A 17,075-nucleotide genomic window follows, 5' to 3' on the forward strand; every position below is an offset into this window, starting at 1 on the left:
CGGGGTCAGGAAGCTGCTCGCCAGACCCAGTTGCGGCGTTCGTAGAGCGGCACCAGCCCGGCCCGGCGCATGTTGTTCAGCGACGGGTTCTGCTGACCGGGCGCGGGCTTGCCGGTCTCGGCGAACAGCCACCGGCATCCCGCCTCGGCCGCAGCTCGGGCGCGGGCGGCGATTAGCGCCGACTGCGCCCCGAGCCCGCGGTGCCCGGAGGCCGTCGCGGCGGCGTTGAGCGACGCGGCCTCGCCGTGCAGGAACAGGTTGCCGCCCGCGACCAGTTCGCCGTCGTCCCAGGCGGCGTACGGTCGCCACGCCGGCTGGCCGACCGTCGCGGCCAGCATGTCGGTGAGCCCACCGGTCGGCATGCCGAACCCGGTGAGCAGCACGTCGGCCCAGCGTCGCGCCTCGGCGGCCGGCACCGGCGCGACGTGCAGACGGGTCTGCGCCGCGGCGACGTCGCCGGGTCGGGCGGCGAGCTTGACCCAGGTGCTTCCCGGCTCGAGCCCGCGCGCGGCAGCGACCTCGTCGAAGCCCGCCGGCAGCACCGACGGAACGAGCTGGAGGACCGCCTGGTCGACGCCGTGCTCCCGGTAGAAGTCGAGCACGCGATCCAGGGTCTGCACTGTGAACGGCTCGGTGGTGCCGAAGCCGAGGGCCTTGTTCCAGTACCCGCCGGAGGGGTCGTTGCGCATGGCGAGGGCGACACCGCCGTCGATGCGGGTGGTCGCGATCCCGAGATCGGTGTACGTGGGCCCGGGCGCCTGCGACTCGTAGGAGTGCATGAATTCGCACTCCACGGCCTCGGCGAGCGGGGTCAGGTCGGCTGGCGCTGTCATCGGCTGATTATCGTCTGGTCCGTTCCCAGGCCCGCACCAACTGCATCCGATTGTGAATGCCCAGCTTGTGGTATATGGAGCGGAGTTGGGTGTCCACGGTGTGGAAGGAGACGAAGAGGCTCCTGGCCGCCTCCTTCTTCGTGGCACCTGCGGCGAGCATCTCGGCCACCCGCTCCTCGGCGGGGGTGAGCGCGCCGATGCCCCGGCTTGGCGACTCGTCGACCGGCGGCCGGTGGCGCGGGGTGGCGGCGAGGTCGGCGCAGCGCCGGTCCGCGATCGCCTGGTCCCCAGGAGCGCCGATCCGGGCGTAGAGGGCAGCAGCCTCGTGCGCGGCATCGCGCGCCTCCCCGGATCGCGCCCGAGGGCTGTTCGCGAGGTCGAGCAACGCGTCGGCCAGCGCCGGCCGCGCGGCGGTGGTGCGCAGCCGGTCCACCGCCGACCGGAGGGCGTCCGGGTCGCCGTCGCGCAACCCTCGGCTCTGGTCGGCCAGCGCGTGCCACAGCGGCACCGGGGTACGAGTGGAGACCAGCTCGACTAGTTCGGTGACCCGCCGGGCGGCCCGGGTGTCGTCGGCCGCCACCGCCGCGCGTACCAGTCGGGGGCCGAAGTGCGGCACGGGCAGAAGTGACCGGACCGACCGGTGCAGGTCGGCGACGACAGTGGTGAGCAGGCCGGCCGGCGCGCTGAGGGCGGGGTCGCGCACCGCCACACAGAACGCGAACGTCCACATCGTACGGTCGGGCCAGCGGTCCTCGGCGAGGCAGGCGCGCAGGATGGCACGGGCGTCGTCGTGTTCGCCCCGTCGGTAGCGGACCTCGCCGATCACCGCTACCAGCAGGGCACGCACCTCCCTGCTGAGGTCCGCAGAGTCGGAGCTGAGCGTCGTGACGGCCAGCGCGGCGGCCTCGGGCAGCTCTCCCACTGCCACCATGCGCAGGCAGTCCAACGCGGTCAGCCCGGTGAGTGAGGCGTCGGTCGCCTCGGGCGCCTGGCGGGTCGCGGCCCGCGCGTCCTGGTGGCGGCCCAGACCGAGCTGCACGAGGATCCGTTCCGCCCGGATGGACGGGGCGTCGGCGCGTGCCGTCCAGGAGTCCGGGTCGAGGGTCGCCAGCACGGCCTGGGCGCCCGGCAGATCACCGTGCGCGAGCGAGCGGGCGGCCCGGCCGAGCGCGAGCTGGCGAGCGGACGCCTGGTCACCCGACGCGGCGTGCGCGGTGCCCGCGTCGCGCAGTAGGGCATCGGTGTCCGGATGTCCCGTGCGGGCCGCGATCGTGGCGGTCAGGGCGAGCAGGGTGCCGTGGCTGCGGGCGTCCAGTCGGAGGTTCAACGCCTCCCGCAGGCCGGCGAGGGCGATGGTCGGCTGCTCCAGTGCCACGATCTGCGCCACTCGCCCGAGCAGGTGGGCGCGGTGGCGCTCGCCGCTGCGACTCGTGGCGATCTCCGCGGCCAGGACGTGCAGCGCCTCCATCCCGCGTCCGGCCAGCCGGAGCTGGTCCGCCGTGGCGAACAGCCGGTGCCGTCGTTGCTCGGCGTCGGTGGCGATGTCGTCGGCCGGGAGCGTTCCGGCGTTGAAGGGTGATTCGGACAATGGCGTTCTCCCCGGTTGTTACCAGGCGCGTCGAAAGGCCGTCCTGCGACCGAGCCTAGCTATGCCGCCAGGTACGGGCGAGCGGATCGACGAACCGGTGGGATTGCGCCGAATGGCCCCCGCCGTCCGGGATTTGACCTGCGGTAATGGCGCGATCACGTGATGCGACGGGCGACGTTCGGCGCCGATCATCGAATCATGGCCCAGCTCACCGAACTTCCCGGTCTGCATCGGCTCCGGGTCGTACTGCTGATGTTCGTCCTCTACGCCGGCACCGGGGCGGGTGGTCACGCTCCGGCGTGGACCCGCCTGGTGCTGATGGCGACCGCCGCGGCGATCCCGGTCGCGATCACGGTCCAGTACGGCTGGCCCGGACTGCGCGCCCTGCTGGGGATCTCGTCCCGGCTACGGCTGCGGGGCGGGTCCGTTCCCGCGCCCCGTCCGATCCAACCCGAGTGAGGAGACAGCGATCATGGCGAACAGCGATCCCGAGCCTCGGCGCGGCGGCCAGGGCGCCCCGCCCTTCGCGGGCCGCAACGTCGAGCTCGAGCGGCAGAACCCGGACCTCCTGGTTCCACCGACGACCGACAGCCGGCTGGTGCCCAACCTCAAGTTCTCGTTCTCGCAGGCGCACACCCGGGTGGAGAAGGGCGGCTGGACCCGCGAGGTAACCAACCGGGACCTCCCGATCGCCAGTCAGTTGTCCGGCGTCCAGTTCGGTCTCGAGCCGGGCGCGTACCGGGAGATCCACTGGCACCAGCAGTCGGAGTGGGCGTACATGCTCAGCGGTAGCTGCCGGATCAGCGCTGTCGACCACGAGGGCCGCAATTTCATCGAGGACGTGAAGGCCGGCGATCTGTGGTTCTTTCCGCAGGGCGTGCCGCACAACATCCAGGCGTTGGAAGACGGCGCACAGTTCCTGCTGGTCTTCGACGACGGGGCGTTCTCGGAGAACAACACCTTCCTGCTCAGCGACTTCTTCGCCCACACCCCTCGACACGTGCTGGCCAAGAACTTCGGCTGGACGCTGGAACAGATGGAGAATCTGCCCGAGCGGGAGAAGTACATCTTCCAGGGCGACGTCCCACCGCCCCTGCAGCAGGATCGGGTGGTCAGCCCGACGGGTGACATCCCCCGAAGCTTCAAGCACCGGATGCTCGCGCAGACCCCGCAGCGATTCCGCGGCGGGACGGTCCGGATCACCGACTCGACCAACTTCGCCGCCTCCGTTACCACCGCCGCGGCCCTGGTCGAGGTCGAGCCGGGAGGGATGCGCGAATTGCACTGGCATCCCACCACCGACGAGTGGCAGTACTACATCTCCGGCACCGGGCGGATGGGCGTCTTCGCATCCCAGGCCGCGGCCCGGACGTTCGACTTCCAGGCCGGCGACGTGGGTTACGTCCCGTTCGCGTACGGCCACTACATCGAGAACACCGGCGACGAGCCACTGGTGTTCCTGGAGATGTTCCGCCATCCCCGGTTCGAGGACATCTCGGTGATGCAGTGGATGGCCAACACGCCCCACGAGATCATCGCCGACACGATCAACGTGCAGAAGTCGATCGTCGACAGCCTGCCGAACACCAAACAGGTAGTGATCTGAGCGAAGCGTCCGGCCGTCCGTTCAAGCACGGACGGCCGGTCCGTTGGATCAGCTCCCCGCAGGGGCCGGGGAGGTGGGAGCCACGGCAGGTCGCCGGCGTCGAGACAGCGCACCCACCACCACGTCGATGACGAGGAAAGCGAGCAGGGTGAGCCCGAACAGGGGCAGCGTCCAGCCGATCGCCACGGTCACCGGTACGCCGATCAGCAGCGCCCAGAGCGGCAGACCGCGTACGCCGCCGCGGGCTGGCGGGGTGCCGGCGATCGCACGGCGGTCGGCGCGGGTGGGCCGGCGTTGCCACCACATGCGGTAGCCCCAGAAGATGACGCAGAGCAGGCCGAGGGCGAGCGCGGCGAGCAGGATCTGGTTGACCAGGCCGAAGAGGATCCCCATGTGGGCCTGGATGCCGAGGCCGCTCAGTTTGGCCAGCAGGGGCCAGTCGGCGAAGTCGCTGCGGGCGGTGACCGTGTCGGAGGCCGGGTCGACGGCGATGCGGTCCTTCTTGACCGGCCAGGTGTTGTCGACCTGCGTGACGGTCCAGGCGGAGCCCGGCTCCGGCGCGGGGCTGATCTCGACCGGCCCGGAGAGGCCCGCGCCGCGAGCGACCGTCAGGACCCGATCGAAGGCCGCCGACTCGACGACGCCGCCCGGCCCGGCGGCGCCGTGCTCGTGGCCCCCGCCGGTCTCGGCAGGGGCGGGGGGACCGGCGGTGAGGCTGGTGGAGATCTCCGGGGTGCGGGCGTTCAGCGCGTCGAGGCCGGCGGTGAAGTTCGCGCCGGCGTAGCGGGACCAGGTCAGGCCGGTGATCGAGAGGAAGAGCAGTCCGACGGTGAGCCAGATGCCGGTGGTGGCGTGCCATCCCCGGGTACGGCGGACACCCTTACCGGTGGACAGGTCCGGCACGAGCAGGTGCCGAGCGGCGGCTCGGGCGGCGCCGCGTCGACGCCACCAGAGGATGACCCCGCCGAGCGCCATCACCCACAGCCAGCTCGCGGCCAGCTCGGAGTAGTGCTCGCCCACGGTGCCCAGGTGCAGGTGGCGGTGCAGGTCGTCCAGCCAGGTGGTGGCCGGCGTGGACCCGAACCAGGTGGTGAGCTGCCCCTGGGACTCGCCGGTGTACGGGTTGATGTAGACGGTGTGCTGGTTCTCGCCGAGTTCGGGCAGGGAGAACACCACCTTTGTGGTCCGGTCGCCGTCGCCGGGTTGCACTGTGGTGATGCTGCCGTCGGGGTGTGCGTTGCGCGCGGCCCCGATCTGCTCGGCCAGCGGGAGCTGACGGTCACCCACCTGGGCGACGGTCAGGTGGTCGCCGTAGAGGACGGTGTCGAGTTGCGGGGTGGTGGTGAAGGCCAGGCCAGTCAGTGCGGCGACCACCAGGAACGGGGCGACGAGGATGCCGGCGTAGAAGTGCAGCCGCAGCAGCAGCGCGCCGAACGGTGACGCGCGCCGGGCGGGTCGGGCCGGTTTCTCGGTGGTAGTGGCGGGCTCCGGCGTCGGCGTGCCGGACAGTTCGGTGAGAGACATGGTGATCCGATCGGAAGAGTCGGGAAGCACGAAGGTGATTCCCGTACTGGTCTGGTCGCCCGGTGAGGTGTCGCGTCGGCCCTGACCGGTAGTCGGGGGAGAGACGCCGGTGGTTCCCGAAAATCGGATTCCCGGTGTCAGGGCTGGTCCGGCCGGACCGTGCGGCGCGAATCGCTGTCGGTCCGTCCGGCCGCGGCGAGAAACGCGTTGTAGCGGGAGAGGTCGTCCTCCGCGCCGGTGGCGTCGGCCCGGTCGGCGGCCCGGTCGAGGTGCGGTGAGGTGATGGGGCGAGCCGACCGCACGCGGGCGGGTCGGATCAGCGCCGGGCCGCCCGCCGCCACAGCAGCCCGGCCGTCAGCAGGACGAGGAGGGCCAGCGCGGCAGCCGCGACGAGTAGGCCGGCGCTCGGACCGCCGCCGGACTTCCCGGCAGCGGCGGACGGGGCGGGCGCTGACGCGCTCACGTCGGCAACCGGCGCGGCGCTGGACGTCGGATCGGCCACAGTGAACGGATAGGAACCCTGCACCGGGTGCCCGTCGACGGAGACGACCCGGTAGGCGACCGTGTACGTCCCGTTCGGCAGGGTGTCGGTCACCTGGACGGTGCTCTTTGCTCCGGTGACCACCGGTTCGCCGGTGGGAAGCTTCCGCTTGGCGGCGTCGGTGAGCACGATGGTGGTGAACGCCGGGTCGAGTCGCTGCATGAATTCGAGCGTGACCTCGGTCGGTGCGCTCGGGACTGTCGCGTCCCGAGCGGGCGTGGCCGTCTTGAGCGAGTTGTGCGCCCAGGCCGGGCTGGCCGGGATGAGTACCGCCACGAGGGCGGCGAGCACCGCCGCGCCGAGCCGGACGGCGGTGGGGCGGGACGACGGTACGGTCATGACGGTTGACGTGCTCATCCGAGCACCTGCTCGCCGATCCACCCGCCCGGTTGACATCCGGGCGGGATGGCGAAGACGGCGGACCCGATCGGCGTGGTCCACTCGTTGAGCAGGTCCCGATCGGCCAGCCGGCGCTGGATGGGCAGGAACTGTCGGGCGATGTCGGCCTGGTACGAGGCGAAGATCAAGCCGCTGTCCGCGTGGCCCTCCGCCGTCGGCACCCCGTCGTAGTTGTAGGGCCGGCGCAGGATCTTCAGCCGGTCGTCGGTGACGTGGGCGCGGGTCAGGTGCGAGAAGTCGGGGATGACGGTGAGGCCGTCGGCGTCGGTGGCGGCGAAGTCGGGTTCGTCGTGTTCGGCGGTGCCGGTGAGCGGGGCGCCGGTGTCGAGCCGTCGCCCGACGGCGAGTTCGCGGTCGGTCCGGCCGAGCAGGTCCCACGTTTCCATGTTCATGCTGATCCGCCGGAGTACCACTGTGGTGCTGTCGCGCAGCCATGCCGGGCCGTCCGGGACCCAGAGGGCGGTGTCCATGGGCGCGCCGGGTCGGGGGTTGGCGGTGCCGTCGAGCTGACCGAAGAGGTTGCGTTGGGTGTGGCCGCCCGGCTCGACACCGGGGCTGCGCCGGAAGCCCTGCTGGGCCCACCGCACTGTGGCGAACGGTCGGCTGTCCTTGACCAGGACCCGCTGGGCGTGGGCGACGGAGATCGCGTCGTCCGCGCAGATCTGCAGCAGCAGGTCGCCGCCGGACCAGGCCGGCTGAAGCCGGTCGATGCGGAACGACGGCAGGTCGGTGACCGATGCCGGCCGGCGGTCGTCGACGCCGGCCGCCCGGTACAGGCCCGGCCCGAAGCCGAAGGTCACTGTCAACCGTGCCGGCAGCAGCCCGAGTTCGGCCTCGGTGTCGGCCAGCGCGGGTCGGCCCTGGGTGAGCCGGGCGGCGTCGTCGGTGAGCAACCGCAACATCCGGCCCAGCGCGGCCCGGTCGACGCCGGCCCGCACTGTGAGTGCCACGAACGACGCGTGCGCCTGCGGTTCGGTGGCCACCCCGGCCTGCCGGGCGCCGTGGAACGGCTCGACCAGCCCTCCGACGGTCGCCACGGGCGTCGTGTCGGCGGCGGTCGCCGTCGGCGGCCCGGTCCTCCCCGCGCGGGTGCCGGCGATCGCGGCACCACCGGCCAGGGCTCCGCCGGCGGCCAGTGCTCCGCCGGTGAGCAGGCCGCGCCTGCTCACCGGCCGGACCTGTGGTGTCCGCGTCACGATGCCGGGCTCATGCTCATCTCCGGCGTGGCGCTCATGCTGGGCATCGGCTCGCCGTGCCCGGGGGCGTAGCTCTCCTGCGCGCCGGTGAACGGCTTGGCCATGGCGCGGAACTGCTGGTTCTTGCCGTCGGCGAAGGTCAGGGTGAAGGTCAACTCGTCGCCGGCCTGAACGGGCTTGGTGAGGTTCATCAGCATGAGGTGGTCGCCCCCGGGCTCCAGGGCGTGCGTGCTCTTGGCCTTGATCACGATGCCGCCCTGCTTCTGCCGCATGACCATCTTGCCGTCCTTCATGGCCATCTCGTGCAACTCCATCGGCGACAGGGAGGTCGTGGCACTCGTCACCGTGACATCGGTGTCGCCGTCGTTGACCAGGGTCCCGAAGGCCGCCGTCATGCCCTTGTCGGCCGCCTTCACCCACGGGTCACGAATGCCGAGCACACCAGCGTCCGGGTTGGCCGAGGTCGACGCGGGCGGGCCCGCCTGCGCTGTCGACGGAGAGTCGGACGAGCCGCAACCGGCGACGCCCACCGTCAGGATCGCGGCGGCGAAGATGGCGGCCGAATGGCGGCGTGAAGCGTTTGGGCTGGTGGTGCGCATGTGTTCTTCCTCCGATGGTTGCTGCTGGGAGGTTGGTCGGCCGCAGCTCGGAGAAAGTTCCGGAGTCAGGGAACGTTGATCGTGAACTCCCCGGTGTGCACCTTGCCGGCGACCTGGAAGTCGAAGAAGGCCCGGTACCGGCCTGAACTCGGCGCGGTCAGCCAGAACTTGACGGTCCCGTCGACCAACTCCTGCTCGGGGTGGACGTGCACGTAGCCGAGGTCGCCCTCACGAACCACCACCAGGTGCCCGTACGCGCCCAGGTACCGCTCCAACTGCGCCGGTACGGTCGGGTCGGCGCTGACCTGGAAGTGCATCGGCGCCGTCACCCCCACCGTCGGGGTGCCGGTCATCGACACCGCGTACGGACCAGCTGTCGCCTGCGCCTGTGCCGGCGGCAGTGCGGTCGGGGTGTGCGCGCCGGGCACCGTGTGGTCGACGCCCAGCACGAGAGGCTGCTGCCTGCCGTCGGCCGCGGTGACGGAGAAGTCGGCGTAGACGCGGTAGCCGCCGGGCCGGGCCAGCGTCAGGGGGACGCTCCAGGTGCCGTCGGGTGCCATCGTCGGGTGCAAATGCTGGTAGCCGGACAGGTCCCGGCCCACCACGATCATGTGCAACGGCTTGTCGTGGACGACCGCGAAGGTCGTTGCCGGCTGCCGGTCGGTCCCGACGATGCGGAACCGGTAGTCGGCGCGTACACCAGGGGGTTGGGACCGCTCCAGCGGCTGCAGGGTGTACCCACCGGCGCTGACCGTCGTCCCGGTCGCCAGCGTCGCGCCCGGCGCGTCGTCACCCCGATGCGTGTGCGGCCCCGTACCAGCCGGGTGTTGGTGCCCGTCGGTCGCGGAGCCCACCTGCCCCGAGTCGGACGCTCCACCGGCCGACGGTCGTGCGTTGCCGGTCGCCGGACTCTCGTCGGCGGTGCCGATACGGGCCAGCCCGAACCCGGCCAACAGGGCCACCACCAGCCCGCCGACGAACAGCGCCAGGTGGGTGTTGCTCAGCCGGGACCCAGGCGTCGCGGCGGCGAGGTCCGTGTCGGGCCGTGGCCCGGGGTCGACCGTCGGCTCGCCGTCCGTGTTGGCGAGGGCCTCGGTCACCTGATCGGTAGGCGTCGGCTCGACGGTGACGCCCGTGCGGGCCGTGACGACCGTGTCGCCCTTGCGCGCCGCCGGCACGGTGGCGGGCCGCTGCCTGTCGCTCGCGGTACGCGCGACGACGCCGGTCGCCGCGCCGGCCCTGCCCCCGCCGACCTTGCCAGCGCCGACCTTGCCCCCGACGGTCTTGTCCCCGGCAGCCTTGCCGCCGACGGTCTTGTCCCCGGCAGCCTTGCCGCCGACGGTCTTGCCAGTGCCGGCCCTGTTCGTGGCACGGGCGCCACCGCCGCGTCGACCGGAGGTCGCCGCCGAGGTACGGCCCCGGCCGGTGGGTGTGCCGGCGGATCGGCGACGCCAGACGACGAACCCGGCCACCGCCCCGACCGCCGCGACCGCCGCCGCCCAGCCGGCCCAGGCCGGTGCCCCGGGACCGCTCTCCTCGGTCGACCCGGTCGACGGGGCCGCCGCAGCCGGCGGGGTCGACGGATCGTCCGCGGTGGTCGGCACCGCCGAGGCCTGCCCGGACGTGTTGTGCTGCTCGGTGGCGGCCACCAGCGCCGGGTCCGGTTGGGTCGATGGCGGGCTCCACCCCTTCGGCGCTGCCGTCACCCGCCCGTCGTAGCGGAAGGTCAGGGTGCCCCGCACGGTGTCGCCGTCCGAGGCGACCGACAGGTAGCTCACCGAGTACTGGCCCTTTGCGGGCAGGTGGGCGACGGACACCACCGCGGGGAACCCCGTCGTGTACTCCCGTGGCTCGAACTGCCCGTTGACCAGGAAGTACTCCCGCACCGGCTTTTCCAGCGGCTTCGGCTCCCCCTGCGACCAGCCGTTGTCGACACGGGCGCCGCCCGGGGCGGTGATAGTGAAGAACGCGTTGGCGGCGGCCTTCTCGGTGAAGTACAGCCGCACCTCCGTCAACGGCTCGCGCACGGTGGCGCCGCTCGCCGGTGTGGACGTGGCGAGGGTCCCGTGCGCCGCGGCGGGCTGGGCGGACGCGAGGAGGGCGACAGCCGAGGCGAGGAGGAACGCGAGGAGGCCCGAGACCACCCGCCCGCAAGTCTGGGGGAGACGACGCATCTGGATATCCTCACCCTCGCGAGACTTTTTTCAATAGGTGGCGATCTTCTTCCTCGGACGACAAAAGTTGACGATGAGGCCGTCCGCCGCCGCGGCAGGACGCCCTCGTGGACAGATCCCCTGGCCAGCTATGCTGCCGACGGCGCTGGTTCGCCCCGTCGTGACCGGCTGGGCGTCGTAAGAGGGAACCGGTGGAAATCCGGGGCTGCCCCGCAGCGGTGAGTGGGAACGACCGCCGTCATCAGCACTGGGCCAACGGCCTGGGAAGCGACGGCCAGTAGGGGACCGGCGCGACCGGTCAGGCCCGCGAGTCCGAAGACCTGCCGGCGCCGCGTACACAACCGTGTGCGCTGCCGTCGGCCTCGCGGGTGGGCTGAGCGGGTGACGGGCCGTGCGTGTGGTGCACGGCCAGGTCCTCGCCAGTGTGTGTCCGCGACCCGGCGGTGTGGTTTCCCGACCAGCACCACACCAACCTGATGGGTACGGTGCACGGCGGCCGGATCCTCAACCTCATCGACTCCGTCGCCGGTGTGGTCGCCGCCCGACACTCCGACGGGCCGGCGGTGACCGCCGCCATCGACGAGACGGCGTTCCTCCGCGCGGTGCGGGTCGGCGACGTCGTGCACGTCGACGCCCGGATCACCTGGGCCGGCCGCAGCGCGATGGAGGTGGCCGTCAAGGTGACCGCCGACCGGTGGGACCGGGCGGTGCCTCCCACCGACGTGGCAACCGCCCACCTGGTCATGGTCGCCATCGACGACGACGGCCAGCCTCGTACCGTGCCGCCGCTGCTACCGGAGACCGACGGGGACCGCCGACGGTACCGGGAGGCGGAGATCCGCCGGAAGCACCGACTGGCGTTGCGACGCGCGCTACTCGATGGTGCCGAAGACGACTGACCCACACTCGGTCCGCCCGTCGCGGCGCCGGCGCGGTCCGAGGAACCCGCCCCGCCGCCGACCCGGTCGGATAGCGTCCACGTGAAGCCTCGATCACGGAGAGTATGGATGGTTATGCGCGCCGCGTTGTTGCGGGAGTTCGACGCTCCGCTGACGGTCGAGGAGATCGATCAACCCGCCCCCGAGCGCGGGCAGGTGCTGGTGCGGATCGTCGCCAGCGGGGTCAACCCGCTCGACACGAAGATCCAGGCAGGAAAGGCCGCGCACGCGCGTGTCGAGCTGCCCGCGGTGCTCGGCCTGGACCTTGCCGGCGTCGTCGCGGCGGTCGGCGCGGACGTGGCCGGCTTCGAGCCGGGAGACGAGGTGTATGGGCTGTGCGGGGGCGTCGGCGACCTACAGGGCTCGCTGGCCGAGTACGCCGCCGTGGACGCTCGACTGCTGGCCCACAAGCCGAGGAGCCTCTCGATGCGGGAGGCCGCCGCGTTGCCCCTGGCGGCGGTCACCTCCTGGGAGGGGCTGGTCGACCGGGCCGGAGTCCGCGCCGGGCAGAAGGTCCTGGTGCACGGAGGCGCCGGAGGTGTCGGGTACGTGGGTGTGCAACTTGCCCAGGCGCGAGGCGCCGAGGCGTACGCCACGGGCGGGCCGGCGAGCCTGCGGGTGATCGAGAGTCTGGGTGCCGTGCCGATCGACTACACAGCGAGCAAGGTCGAGGAGTACGTCGAGAGGTACACCGGCGGCGAGGGATTCGACATCGTCGTCGACAACGTCGGCGGCGCGACGCTCGACGCCTCGTTCGCGGCGGTACGCACCTACCACGGGCACGTCGTCAGCGCACTGGGCTGGGGCTCACACTCGCTCGCCCCGCTGTCGTTCCGGGGTGCGACCTACTCCGGCGTGTTCACCCTGCTGCCGATGCTCACCGGGCGGGGCCGGGAACACCACGGCGACATCCTGCGCGAGATCGCGGCGCTGGCCGATGCCGGCGCGCTGCGCCCCCGACTGGACGAGCGCAGGTTCACGCTCGACACGGTCATGGACGCCCATCGGCTGGTCGCCGACGGCACCGCCGAGGGCAAGGTCGTCGTGGACGTCGCCGGTTGAGCCGAGCCGTTCGTCGACACCGAAGTGGTCAGGGCTCGCTGCTTGCAGCGTTACTCGTGGCTCCTGGTCCCGGGTCGCTGGTCGTCGCAGTGACAGGTCGGCATCGGTCTGGTGGTGGCTGTCAATCCCAGGCAGAGCTCATCCGCACAGCGCGGAGCGCGGCCCGCAAAGCGCCGCTGTTGTCGATCAGCAAGCCACCTTGGCACAGCCCACGACAGCCCATCGAGGCTTGTCCTCACGTCTTTGAGGAGTTGGTCGATCGGCTGTCGTGGGTCATGCCCGGCCGGCATGGTTTTGTCACGCGCATCCCGTGGTGGCTTCCGCGAGACGCTCGTTTCCTGGGCTTGGCCCCCCCGGTGAGCGTCCGGGGACGGGCACGCTACCTGGTGCCGGAGTCCACCGCGGAGGTGTCGACGACCTGCTCAGTGGGCAGGCGCGGAGTGTGGGGTGGCGCGGCGTGCGCCCGGTCGGCGATCCCCAGCCGCATCGCCAGATACGGAAAGCCGAGCCCGGCCAGCATCTGGCGCAGTGTCTGCCGGGTGCCGTCGGTCTCGACCACGCCGCTGAGCGGCACCATCGAGACGCCGAGCCGGGTGGCGGTCAGCCAGGCGGCGGAGAGCCCCTCTCCGGCGCGCAGCCAGCTGTCCGGCTCGTCGTCGATGTTCCAGAGGATGGCATAGGCGGCCGCACGGTCGTGTCCGGGGCTGATCGGCAGGGTTCCGGATTTGCCGAAGTCCCGTACCGGCACGGTGGTCTGCGGGGGCTGCTCGGGCAGCACCTCGGGGGGCAATCCGGCGCCGGCTGCGGCCCGGCTGGTCCAGTACGCGAGCTCCTCCCGCAGCTCCGGCTCCTCCGCCGCGACCACCGCAGCGTGGGCCGCCGCGGCCGCCAACTCCATCACCTGGTCGGAGTCGAGCAGTTGGAGTCGGGCGCCCTGCGCGCCGGTCGACTTGACGATCTCGTCGAGTGTGCCGTTGGGCACCGGCTCGTCACTGACCGGCCGCCGGTCGGTCTGCCGAGTCCGCATGCACGGCACGAGGCGGGTCGCGTCCGCGTCCGCCTCGGTCTGCTCGAACCGGCTGAATCGGGCGAGCAGCTCAGGCTGGCCCGGGTCGGGTAGCCGCTCCACCTCTGCGGCCCAACCCTCGGCGGCCAGCGCCACGCGCGCGTGGTGCAGCGCCAGGCCGCAGCTCAACGTCACCAGCCGATTCTCCGGATCGGTTGCGGCGAGTTGCGGCTCGTGCACCATCCGCAGCTCCAGCGCGTCGGGGAGGACCGTCCAGCGCCACGGCTGGCTGTTGTGCACCGACGGGGCGAGACCGGCCGCCGCGGCGGCCTGCGTGAGTGCGGTGGTCAGCGGGCGGTCCCTGGCCGGCGTCTCGTGGCTCATCGTCACGACCTTTCGTTTTCCACATCGTGCCCCACTCCGGACCTGTTCCGGGCGGTGTTGCCGCTCCGTCCTCCGGGGATGCCGGTCAGCCGGCATACCCCGCCTCGGGGATCGTCCGGCCCGCAACGGATCACGCCGGTTCCCGCTTGCAGGGACCGGTGCGCTGAGACGATCCGCAGGTGGGAGCGGAACCGGACGAGTGCGTGCCGGAACAGCCGGTGCGGGGGCGGCGGGTGGACTGGCGGGAGTGGGCACCGCTGACCCTGATCACCCTGGCCGCCCTGCTGGGCGGCGGGCTGTGGGTGGCAGGGTTGCGGACGGCGGCCCAGCTGGTCTGGGCGGCGGTGACCCTCGTTGCGCTGGTGCCGGCCATGTGGGCGACGCTACGGCAGCTGTGGCGCCGGCAGTTCGGGGTGGACGTCATCGCGGTGCTGGCGCTGGTCGGCACGCTGCTGGTCCGCGAGTACCTGGCTGGCGCGGTGATCGCCGTGATGGTCGGCACCGGGCAGGCGCTGGAAGGCTACGCACAGCGCCGGGCCAGCCGTGACCTGCGCGCCCTGCTGGAAAGGGCCCCTCGACAGGCCCGGCGGCGCACTCCGGACGGCGCGATCGAGGTGGTGCCGCTGGACCAGGTTGCGACGGGAGACCAGCTGGTGGTTGGCCCCGGCGACGTGGTGCCGGTGGACGGGACGGTCGAAAAGGCTGCGACGCTGGACGAGTCGGTGGTGACCGGCGAGTCGCAGCTGGTCACCCGCGCCGCGGGCGAGCAGGTCGCCAGCGGCGTAGTCAACGCCGACGCCGGGTTCGGGCTGCGGGCGACGAAGAACGCGGCGGAGAGCACGTACGCCGGAATCGTCCGGCTGGCCGAAGAGGCCACCGCGCACAAGGCGCCGATGGTCCGGCTCGCCGACCGGTACGCTGCCGCGTTCGTGCCGTTCACCCTGCTGCTGGCCGGAACCGCCTGGCTGCTCACCGGCCAGTTCCTGCGGGCGGTGGCGGTGCTGGTGGTAGCCACCCCATGCCCGCTGCTGCTGGCCACCCCGATCGCGATCGTCTCTGGACTGTCCCGGGTGGCCCGGCGCGGGGTACTGGTCCGCGACGGCGGGTCGCTGGAGCTGCTGGGCCGGGCCCGCACCGTACTGATGGACAAGACGGGCACACTCACCGCAGGCCGCCCCCGCGCGACCGAGACGGTGGTCGCGCCGGGCGGCGACCGGGACGACGTGCTGCGCCTGGCCGCCTCCGTCGAGCAGCTCTCCACGCACGTGCTGGCCGCCGCCCTCGTCCGGCAGGCCAACGAGCGGGGGCTGCGGCTGGTTGAGCCGACGGATGTCACCGAGGAGCCGGGGCGCGGGGTGACCGGACGGGTGGACGGGCGCTTGGTGCGGGTGGGCCAGCTCGCCGGTGAGGCGCCCGAATGGGCGCAGCGGGTACGTGAGCGCGCCGAACTGGCCGGCCACTCCACCGTCTGGGTCAGCGATGACCGCGGCCCGCTCGGCGCGATTCTTCTCGAGGACCCGGTACGCCCCGACGCTCGGCGCACCGTGCGGCGGCTTCGGGAGGCCGGCCTCAGCCGGCTGATCATGGTCACCGGCGACCGGCCGCGTACCGCCCGGCAGGTGGCGCAGACCGTCGGCGTGGACGACGTGATCGCCCAGTGCTCGCCGCAGGAGAAGATCGACCGGGTTAGGGAGGAGTCCGCTCGGGCGATCACCGTGATGGTCGGCGACGGCGTCAACGACGCCCCGGCCCTGGCAGAGGCGCACGTCGGCGTGGCGATGGGCGCAACCGGGGCCACCGCCTCCGCCGACGTGGCCGACGCGGTGCTCACCGTCGACCGGCTGGATCGGCTCGCCGACGCCGTCGAGATCGCCCGGTACGCGCGCCGCATCGCGGTACAGAGCGCCACCGTCGGCATGGGTCTCGCGGTGGTCGCGATGGTCGCCGCCGCCGGCGGGCTACCCCCGGTCGCCGGCGCGTTCCTCCAGGAGGGCATCGACGTGCTGGTGATCGCCAACGCGCTGCGAGCCCTCCGCGGCGGCCTGCGCCGCCGCAAGGTCTCACCGGAGACCCGGGAACTGCTCGACCGGTACGCCGGCCAGCACGCCGGGGTGCGGGACGTGCTGGCCCGGCTGCGGGACACCGCCGACCTGGTAGCGACCCGCCCCGACGCGCCGGAATGCGTACCGGCGTTACGTGGGGTGCACCGCCGGCTGGTCGACGAGGTGCTGCCACACGAGGCGGCCGAGGAGCAGCGGCTCTACCCCGCGCTGGCCGATCCTCTGGGCAGCGACGAGGCGACCTCCACCATGAGCCGGGGGCACGTAGAAATCAGCCGTCTGGTGGACCGCATCGGCGGCCACCTGGCCCAGCACCCGGACGGCCGGCTGCGCCCCGACGAGGTGCCCGACCTTCTCGCGGTCCTGTACGGGCTGGACGCCGTGCTCCGGTTGCACCTCCTGCAGGAAGAGGAGGACTACTTCTCACTGAACCCCGCCGACACCCCGCAGCAGTGAACAATGACGTACGACGACATGGCCGGCGAATGGGGCCTCGGCGAAAGCCGCGACCGGCGGCCCCGACAGGCCGAGCCACCTGATCGCTCAGCAGCCTCACCCTTCGGGTGGGGACGCCGCTCGCACCCACCCCTGCCTGCGGCTCACGTTGCCGTAGGTCAGAGTCGGTGCGGCGTCCTGCTTCACACCGGAGTGCTCCGCAATTCTCCACAGCGGTCGACAACGTTCTATGTCGCCTGGCGGGGGTGCTACACCGAGTCGAGGCTAATCTCGAGTCCGACAGCCCGCCCGCCGTGCTTGCGGAGGCGACCGACCAGCGTCACGATCGTGAACCAACGGAATTTGTTTCCGTACTTTGCGGTCATCGCGCGCTTGGCGATGCGCAACTCCGACGCGGGGAGTACCCGCGCGTGGCCCGGTCGCCACTGGTCGTGAGGTTCACCGGCAAAGTTGGACGGCGCCACCTCGACTTTCGAGTTCCGCCGGATCCGCCTCACTTTCCAGGAGCGGCCGGGTGTGTACGCGTACAGGTTCCCTCCGGCTGACGCCAGCCAGACCGGCGTCGACACCGATGACCCATCCTGACGGAACGTCCGCAATGCAAAATAATCATGCCCATCAGCATTGACTTGACTTGTCATGAGGTCAGTCTTCCCGAGATCGGCTAGGGGCAGCAAGCAATCATCCGCGGCGCATCCACGCCGCGGAC

Annotated in this window: 15 protein-coding genes and 1 riboswitch; of the genes, 5 read left to right on the top strand and 10 right to left on the bottom strand. The window is 71.9% G+C overall.

The window, feature by feature from the left end; all coding sequences use genetic code 11:
- Positions 1 to 5: 5 nt before the first annotated feature.
- Entirely contained in the window at positions 6 to 833 is an 828-nt protein-coding gene (locus tag PSH03_RS19195) for a GNAT family N-acetyltransferase (protein WP_238689948.1), read from the bottom strand.
- Positions 834 to 840: 7 nt separating this feature from the next.
- Positions 841 to 2,421 (bottom strand): helix-turn-helix transcriptional regulator, encoded by a 1,581-nt coding sequence (locus PSH03_RS19200; protein WP_238689949.1) that lies wholly within the window; start codon positions 2,419 to 2,421, stop codon positions 841 to 843.
- Positions 2,422 to 2,619: 198 nt separating this feature from the next.
- On the opposite strand from PSH03_RS19200, the gene PSH03_RS19205 reads away from it, so the two are divergent.
- Both PSH03_RS19205 and PSH03_RS19210 read left to right on the top strand, forming a co-directional pair.
- Positions 2,620 to 2,880 (top strand): hypothetical protein, encoded by a 261-nt coding sequence (locus PSH03_RS19205; protein ID WP_210781485.1) that lies wholly within the window; start codon positions 2,620 to 2,622, stop codon positions 2,878 to 2,880.
- Positions 2,881 to 2,893: 13 nt separating this feature from the next.
- Positions 2,894 to 4,027, top strand: coding sequence for an oxalate decarboxylase family bicupin (locus PSH03_RS19210; RefSeq protein WP_210781484.1), 1,134 nt, complete (start codon positions 2,894 to 2,896; stop codon positions 4,025 to 4,027).
- A 48-nt stretch (positions 4,028 to 4,075) separates the two neighbouring features.
- On the opposite strand, the gene PSH03_RS19215 is transcribed toward PSH03_RS19210, so the two are convergent.
- The 6 genes from PSH03_RS19215 to PSH03_RS19240 all read right to left on the bottom strand — a co-directional run bounded on the left by PSH03_RS19215 (position 4,076) and on the right by PSH03_RS19240 (position 10,460).
- Positions 4,076 to 5,551: a PepSY-associated TM helix domain-containing protein gene (locus PSH03_RS19215; protein ID WP_238689950.1), complete on the bottom strand. Its 1,476-nt coding sequence runs from the start codon at positions 5,549 to 5,551 to the stop codon at positions 4,076 to 4,078.
- Positions 5,552 to 5,688: 137 nt separating this feature from the next.
- Positions 5,689 to 5,853, bottom strand: a complete 165-nt coding sequence (locus PSH03_RS19220) for a hypothetical protein (RefSeq protein ID WP_210781551.1) — start codon at positions 5,851 to 5,853, stop codon at positions 5,689 to 5,691.
- A 14-nt stretch (positions 5,854 to 5,867) separates the two neighbouring features.
- Entirely contained in the window at positions 5,868 to 6,449 is a 582-nt protein-coding gene (locus PSH03_RS19225; RefSeq protein ID WP_238689951.1) for a copper resistance CopC family protein, read from the bottom strand.
- A complete protein-coding gene (locus tag PSH03_RS19230) occupies positions 6,446 to 7,660 on the bottom strand; it encodes a Dyp-type peroxidase (protein ID WP_210781482.1) in 1,215 nt (404 codons plus the stop codon). The genes PSH03_RS19225 and PSH03_RS19230 overlap by 4 nt, the downstream gene beginning before the upstream one ends.
- 23 nt (positions 7,661 to 7,683) lie before the next feature.
- Positions 7,684 to 8,286, bottom strand: coding sequence for a copper chaperone PCu(A)C (locus PSH03_RS19235; protein ID WP_210781481.1), 603 nt, complete (start codon positions 8,284 to 8,286; stop codon positions 7,684 to 7,686).
- Positions 8,287 to 8,351: 65 nt separating this feature from the next.
- Entirely contained in the window at positions 8,352 to 10,460 is a 2,109-nt protein-coding gene (locus PSH03_RS19240; RefSeq protein WP_238689952.1) for a copper resistance CopC family protein, read from the bottom strand.
- 129 nt (positions 10,461 to 10,589) lie between these two features.
- Positions 10,590 to 10,802, top strand: a riboswitch (cobalamin riboswitch).
- An 80-nt stretch (positions 10,803 to 10,882) separates the two neighbouring features.
- On the opposite strand from PSH03_RS19240, the gene PSH03_RS19245 reads away from it, so the two are divergent.
- Both PSH03_RS19245 and PSH03_RS19250 read left to right on the top strand, forming a co-directional pair.
- Positions 10,883 to 11,359, top strand: coding sequence for an acyl-CoA thioesterase (locus PSH03_RS19245; protein ID WP_238689953.1), 477 nt, complete (start codon positions 10,883 to 10,885; stop codon positions 11,357 to 11,359).
- A 108-nt stretch (positions 11,360 to 11,467) separates the two neighbouring features.
- Positions 11,468 to 12,460: a zinc-dependent alcohol dehydrogenase family protein gene (locus tag PSH03_RS19250; RefSeq protein WP_238689954.1), complete on the top strand. Its 993-nt coding sequence runs from the start codon at positions 11,468 to 11,470 to the stop codon at positions 12,458 to 12,460.
- A gap of 379 nt (positions 12,461 to 12,839) precedes the next feature.
- Here PSH03_RS19250 and PSH03_RS19255 read toward each other — a convergent pair whose 3' ends face one another.
- Complete coding sequence (locus tag PSH03_RS19255) at positions 12,840 to 13,850, bottom strand: Acg family FMN-binding oxidoreductase (RefSeq protein ID WP_210781478.1); 1,011 nt, start codon at positions 13,848 to 13,850, stop codon at positions 12,840 to 12,842.
- Positions 13,851 to 14,029: 179 nt separating this feature from the next.
- Between PSH03_RS19255 and PSH03_RS19260 the strand changes: the two genes are divergently transcribed.
- Positions 14,030 to 16,366, top strand: a complete 2,337-nt coding sequence (locus tag PSH03_RS19260; protein WP_238689955.1) for a heavy metal translocating P-type ATPase — start codon at positions 14,030 to 14,032, stop codon at positions 16,364 to 16,366.
- Between the two features lie 248 nt (positions 16,367 to 16,614).
- Here the strand turns inward: PSH03_RS19260 and PSH03_RS19265 are convergent, their stop codons facing one another.
- The gene (locus tag PSH03_RS19265) at positions 16,615 to 17,007 is read right to left on the bottom strand and encodes a PPOX class F420-dependent oxidoreductase (protein ID WP_210781476.1); all 393 of its coding nucleotides are present in this window, start codon (positions 17,005 to 17,007) and stop codon (positions 16,615 to 16,617) included.
- Positions 17,008 to 17,075 lie beyond the last annotated feature (68 nt).

This window comes from Micromonospora salmantinae, assembly GCF_022230905.1.
Taxonomy (GTDB): domain Bacteria; phylum Actinomycetota; class Actinomycetes; order Mycobacteriales; family Micromonosporaceae; genus Micromonospora; species Micromonospora salmantinae.

What these genes read in the sequence shown, in the direction of transcription:
- PSH03_RS19195 (WP_238689948.1), bottom strand. Translation starts at nt 833, where the DNA reads ATGACAGCGCCAGCCGACCTGACCCCGCTCGCCGAGGCCGTGGAGTGC.
- PSH03_RS19205 (WP_210781485.1), top strand. Translation starts at nt 2,620, where the DNA reads ATGGCCCAGCTCACCGAACTTCCCGGTCTGCATCGGCTCCGGGTCGTA.
- PSH03_RS19210 (WP_210781484.1), top strand. Translation starts at nt 2,894, where the DNA reads ATGGCGAACAGCGATCCCGAGCCTCGGCGCGGCGGCCAGGGCGCCCCG.
- PSH03_RS19215 (WP_238689950.1), bottom strand. Translation starts at nt 5,551, where the DNA reads ATGTCTCTCACCGAACTGTCCGGCACGCCGACGCCGGAGCCCGCCACT.
- PSH03_RS19225 (WP_238689951.1), bottom strand. Translation starts at nt 6,449, where the DNA reads ATGAGCACGTCAACCGTCATGACCGTACCGTCGTCCCGCCCCACCGCC.
- PSH03_RS19235 (WP_210781481.1), bottom strand. Translation starts at nt 8,286, where the DNA reads ATGCGCACCACCAGCCCAAACGCTTCACGCCGCCATTCGGCCGCCATC.
- PSH03_RS19240 (WP_238689952.1), bottom strand. Translation starts at nt 10,460, where the DNA reads ATGCGTCGTCTCCCCCAGACTTGCGGGCGGGTGGTCTCGGGCCTCCTC.
- PSH03_RS19250 (WP_238689954.1), top strand. Translation starts at nt 11,468, where the DNA reads ATGGTTATGCGCGCCGCGTTGTTGCGGGAGTTCGACGCTCCGCTGACG.
- PSH03_RS19255 (WP_210781478.1), bottom strand. Translation starts at nt 13,850, where the DNA reads ATGAGCCACGAGACGCCGGCCAGGGACCGCCCGCTGACCACCGCACTC.
- PSH03_RS19265 (WP_210781476.1), bottom strand. Translation starts at nt 17,007, where the DNA reads ATGACAAGTCAAGTCAATGCTGATGGGCATGATTATTTTGCATTGCGG.